Below are 4726 nucleotides of genomic sequence, written 5' to 3' on the forward strand. Positions count from 1 at the left end.
CGACTAGGGTTAGTGAGCGTAGCCAACGCAGCTACAGCGTGAAGTATGACGAGTATTAATTTTCAGAGCATAACCAAGCAGCCCCTCGCACCCCACTCGAATCCCCATGCTCCGCTTTCCTGATTGGCGTATCAAACTCTCTACCGAACACCCATTGACGTATTTTCTCTGGCAGTTTTTCATATAGCTCATCAACATTACTCATTCCACCACCTAACACGATGACATCGGGATCGAGCATGTTGACGGCTTGAGCAAGTGCTTTGGCAAGGCGATTTTGGTAATTTTCGAAGGCTTTTATCGCATGCTTGTTGCCATTTTGCGCCAATTGAATAATTTCTGTTCCCGTCTTAGATTCTCCGGCTCGCTTTTTATAGTCCGCCATAAAACCTGTTCCAGAAACAAACTGTTCTGTGCAGCCATTGAGCCCGCAATAACATTTTTCCCCTGCAAGAAACAGCCTATCTTGGTCATCTTGCCACGGTAAAGGATTGTGTCCCCATTCCCCCGCGACCCCATTACCGCCAGAATGAACTTGACCATTGATGGCGATCCCTGCACCGCATCCAGTTCCAATGATTACGGCAAACACCACTTTAGCACCAGCTCCAGCACCATCCACCGCCTCTGAAACCGCAAGACAGTTCGCGTCATTGGCCATTTTGACAGGACGACCTAAGCAGTGAGCTAAATCCTTATCGAAAGGTTGTCCATTTAACCATGTTGAGTTAGCGTTTTTCACTTTTCCCGTAATCGGAGAAAGTGTTCCGGGGATCCCTAAACCAACGCTCCCAGTTTGCCCTGTTGCCGCTTCTGCATCATTCACTAAACGCTTAATCGCATCGAGTGTTCCTTGGTAATCACCACGTGGTGTGGGTGTACGCTGGCGAAATAAGATATTGCCGCCATCATCCAACGCAACCACTTCAATTTTTGTACCACCTAAATCAATACCTATTCTCATCATGGCACTCACTTATTATCCATTTGTCATTTAATTACCTGTCTACATTATTAGACTCCCTTTATAGAAAGTAAAACCTGTAAAGCATCCGGCATTTTTTTTCGCTTAATAACAGACAATTCGCTATCATGTCCGCCTTGCTAAACATGTTTTTAATGACAAAGGTAGGTTTTTCATGTGGTTCAAGAATATATTGGTCTATCGCCTGAATCGGGATTTGGCACTCTCCGCGGATGATCTGGAAAGACAACTTGCGCCGCTCGCTTATACCCCTTGTGGAAGCCAAGACATGATGAAAACGGGTTGGGTACCTCCAATGCGTGGTGCCGATGCTCTCACCCATGCTGCTAATAACCAAATTCTCATTTGTGCTAAAAAAGAAGACAAAATGCTGCCATCGCCAGTGATTAAGCAAGCATTACAAGAGAAAATTGAAAAATTAGAGGCAGATCAAGGTCGCCAACTGAAGAAAACCGAAAAAGCATCTTTGAAAGATGAAGTCGTGCATGACTTACTGCCGCGAGCCTTCAGTAAATTCAGCAAAACCTACATTTGGATTGATACCGTTAATCAACTCATTATCGTCGATGCTGCCAGTGCTAAACGTGCCGAAGATAATTTAGCATTATTACGTAAAAGCCTAGGTTCGCTTCCTGTTGTACCGCTCACATTTAAAGACCCAATTGAACTCACATTAACTGAATGGGTACGCTCAGGTGCATTACCTCAAGGCTTTGCAGCTATGGATGAAGCTGAGTTAAAAGCGATTTTAGAAGAAGGCGGGATTATTCGTTGTAAGAAGCAAGACCTGATTTCTGACGAAATTGCTACACACATCGAAGCGGGTAAGTTAGTCACAAAACTCTCATTGGATTGGGAAGAGCGCGTACAATTTATGTTGTCCGATGACGGCTCCCTGAAAAAATTAAAATTCAGTGACAAACTTAAAGAACAAAATGACGATATTCCAAAAGACGATTTTGCTCAAAAATTTGATGCCGATTATATTTTAATGACAGGCGAGCTCAGTGCCTTGATTGCTCGTCTCATTGACGTTCTCGGCGGTGAAGCCGAACATTAATATTATTTAGCTTTTCGTCCTGACCTCACGATGGCAACACACATTCTCGCATGTTGCCATTTTCTTTTTAGACCCTGCTTGCAGAGCCACAATTAAGTCATTGACTGCCTCCCTAATCTCTGGTTGATTAAATTACATCCTTGCAACAAATCAGTAGCAATCTTGATTATTTAATAACAACAACTAATGCAGCTTCTCAATGAAGTTTTGGTCAATATTCGAGCGAAGGAATGGTTATGATAGAATTCATCGAGCCAGAAGTGGATGAAAACTCAGTCGTCTCCTTACAGAAAGTGACGGCAGAAAATTTTTCAGAAATTTGTTTACTGAGTCATACACTCAGTGAGGCACAACGTAGCATGGTGGCAGACAATGCTTATTCAATGGTCGAAGCCCAATTCTCAGATTGTGCTTGGTACAGAGGCATTTATGCGGATGATATCCCTGTAGGATTCATTATGCTGCATTCAGGCTTAGATGATGATGAACTTGAATATGATGGCATTATGTTATGGCGATTTATGATTGCAGAACCTTACCAAAAATTAGGTTTTGGTCGCGAAGCATTGATTCAAGTGATCCGTTATTTAAAAAAGAAAGGCTACCCTCGACTGTATAATAGCTGTGGCGAAGGTGAAGAAAGCCCCTTTGAGTTTTACCAAAAACTCGGTTTTATCCCAACAGGTGGCTATATTGACGATGAATGCGAACTGGTGCTCGATATTGCCAGCTGGCAAGATACGGAAGAGTAAATAACATGAAGGCGGGTTAACCCCGCCTTACCTATCACTATTTTTGAATTAAATAGCGAATTGTTGGTCCATCTTGCTGAATATCCAATACTTTATAGCCATAGTTTTTAGCATCTAACGGGATATTATTGATAGATTGAGGGCAATCACTCACCACTTCTAATATCTCTCCAGCTTTTAACGATGGCATAGCTTCAAGCGTTGCAACCGCAGGATATGGGCAAGGTTCACCCACCATATCTAATCGATAATCCGGCACTATTTCTTTATGGCTCATGCAGCCTCCACGGAAGTATTCGCAAGTTTTTGCGCGCGTTTACGGAAGAAATGTTTTTCCCATACCAGCATCAAAATAAATGCAATAGCTAATAAAACGTATGTGACAAGCAACCCGCCCTGTGGCCCAAATGTTTCCAGCAGGTTCACTTTGTCAAAGTCAGTTGCTAACCATGGACCTAAATCATCCCAGTAGTAAGCCAAGATAGTCGCACCGATAATATTACCGAAACCAACCCACCAGTAATGAACTTGACCTTCTACTGCACGATACATCCAACCGGTTTCACAGCCACCAGCCAGCACAATACCAAAGCCAAACAGTAACCCACCAATCACGGCATTCGGACCTGCCCACATGATTTTTGGTGTAGCCCCCAGTTGAACATAGCTGAAGATACCAATTGCACTCACCGCCATCCCAATAATAATCGCTTTCGCCATATGGGTACGACCCGTGATCCATAAATCACGAAATGCCGATGTGAAGCAGATTTGAGCTCGTTCAATCAATAAACCAAAACCGATCCCACAGAGGATTGCAAAGCCCATTACAGGTGCATCTAGAAGCGTATAAAAGCCCCATGCCATCGCAATAGCAAAGATAGCCATACCGAGTTTAAAACGTTTTTTAGCGGTATTAGGATTTTGAGTTAATGGGGATGCCGTTGACACTTTTTTTAGTTTTACCGCAATACGAAACATCGGTAACAGCGTAAATTTGGCACCAAAATATGATCCGGCCGCCGTTGCGACAGCAAAGAACCATGCATGCAACGAGAATTGAGGGATACCAGTAAAGAAAGCCGCTAAGTTACATCCCATCGCTAGACGGGCGCCAAATCCAGCGATAATACCGCCAAGGATAGCTTGGAATATACGGATGCGATGTTGTGGCATGCGAATTTTCACGTTATTTGCCCAGAGCGCCGCGGCAAAACAACCTGCAAACATACCGATAATCATCACGCCATCAATTCTATCTAGGGGTGAACCTTGGAAACCAATAACTTTGAAGTAACCCCACTCTTCTGGATGAGCACCAAATAACTGCATGATGTGTCCACCCCAGCGAGTAAATTCACCAGTTACCGCCCAAAATGTTCCCGTTAAGCCAAAATAATACGTCGATAAAATACCTGCTGCGATCACCGCAGGCAACGGTTTCCAAAAACCGATGAGATAGTGAGATTTAAACTCAGACCAAGTCATTTTTACTTCCAAAGTGATTCAAGCCAGTACCTGGCAAAGAATTCCGCCGTTGTATGATATGTTGATAAAAGCCCCACAGCGAAGAGGTGCACATCATACTCTGTTACTTTTTATCATTAAATAACAAACTGTGAATATTCTTAGAAAAATTGATTTAGATTCAAGCTTTACTCTGAGTCTATTGCGTATTTTTTCACATGAAATCTGATCACATACTCAGCATTTTTCTAGTAAAAAAACTAAAAAAAACGCCATCTTAAGGATGGCGCATGGAAATGTAGTCTTATATTATTTATAGAGGAGTATAATATGAAATTATTTTTTATTACATCTTTGCTGTGTAGTCTAAAGTCAGCCCATTTGACTTCAGTAATAACATTCAAAATCCACTTCTAACAACTTAATACGATACATTCGAGTCTGACTGGTTATATTTATTTT

5 protein-coding genes are annotated in these 4726 nt (G+C 42.5%); 2 read left to right on the plus strand and 3 right to left on the minus strand.

Features of this window, described 5'->3' with window-relative positions; translation table 11 throughout:
* Positions 1 to 55 precede the first annotated feature (55 nt).
* Positions 56 to 964 carry a fructokinase gene (mak, locus tag PSF16_RS16625; protein ID WP_006662804.1) on the minus strand — a complete coding sequence of 303 codons (909 nt, stop codon included), beginning with the start codon at positions 962 to 964 and terminating at the stop codon, positions 56 to 58.
* A gap of 175 nt (positions 965 to 1139) precedes the next feature.
* Here mak and rdgC point away from each other — a divergent pair, with 175 nt between their 5' ends.
* Positions 1140 to 2045: a recombination-associated protein RdgC gene (gene rdgC / locus PSF16_RS16630; RefSeq protein WP_006657167.1), complete on the plus strand. Its 906-nt coding sequence runs from the start codon at positions 1140 to 1142 to the stop codon at positions 2043 to 2045.
* A 236-nt stretch (positions 2046 to 2281) separates the two neighbouring features.
* Positions 2282 to 2797 (plus strand): GNAT family N-acetyltransferase, encoded by a 516-nt coding sequence (locus tag PSF16_RS16635; protein WP_006662805.1) that lies wholly within the window; start codon positions 2282 to 2284, stop codon positions 2795 to 2797.
* A gap of 37 nt (positions 2798 to 2834) precedes the next feature.
* Here the strand turns inward: PSF16_RS16635 and yedF are convergent, their stop codons facing one another.
* The gene (yedF, locus tag PSF16_RS16640; protein ID WP_036963022.1) at positions 2835 to 3074 is read right to left on the minus strand and encodes a sulfurtransferase-like selenium metabolism protein YedF; all 240 of its coding nucleotides are present in this window, start codon (positions 3072 to 3074) and stop codon (positions 2835 to 2837) included.
* The gene (gene yedE / locus PSF16_RS16645; RefSeq protein WP_006657164.1) at positions 3071 to 4285 is read right to left on the minus strand and encodes a selenium metabolism membrane protein YedE/FdhT; all 1215 of its coding nucleotides are present in this window, start codon (positions 4283 to 4285) and stop codon (positions 3071 to 3073) included. The genes yedF and yedE overlap by 4 nt, the downstream gene beginning before the upstream one ends.
* Between the last annotated feature and the right edge of the window lie 441 nt (positions 4286 to 4726).

This window comes from Providencia sp. PROV033 (assembly GCF_028484855.1).
GTDB classification, from domain to species: Bacteria; Pseudomonadota; Gammaproteobacteria; order Enterobacterales; family Enterobacteriaceae; genus Providencia; species Providencia alcalifaciens.

Excerpts from the sequence above, each read along its gene's own strand:
- mak (WP_006662804.1), bottom strand. The coding sequence starts at position 964 with ATGAGAATAGGTATTGATTTAGGTGGTACAAAAATTGAAGTGGTTGCG.
- rdgC (WP_006657167.1), top strand. The coding sequence starts at position 1,140 with ATGTGGTTCAAGAATATATTGGTCTATCGCCTGAATCGGGATTTGGCA.
- PSF16_RS16635 (WP_006662805.1), top strand. The coding sequence starts at position 2,282 with ATGATAGAATTCATCGAGCCAGAAGTGGATGAAAACTCAGTCGTCTCC.
- yedF (WP_036963022.1), bottom strand. The coding sequence starts at position 3,074 with ATGAGCCATAAAGAAATAGTGCCGGATTATCGATTAGATATGGTGGGT.
- yedE (WP_006657164.1), bottom strand. The coding sequence starts at position 4,285 with ATGACTTGGTCTGAGTTTAAATCTCACTATCTCATCGGTTTTTGGAAA.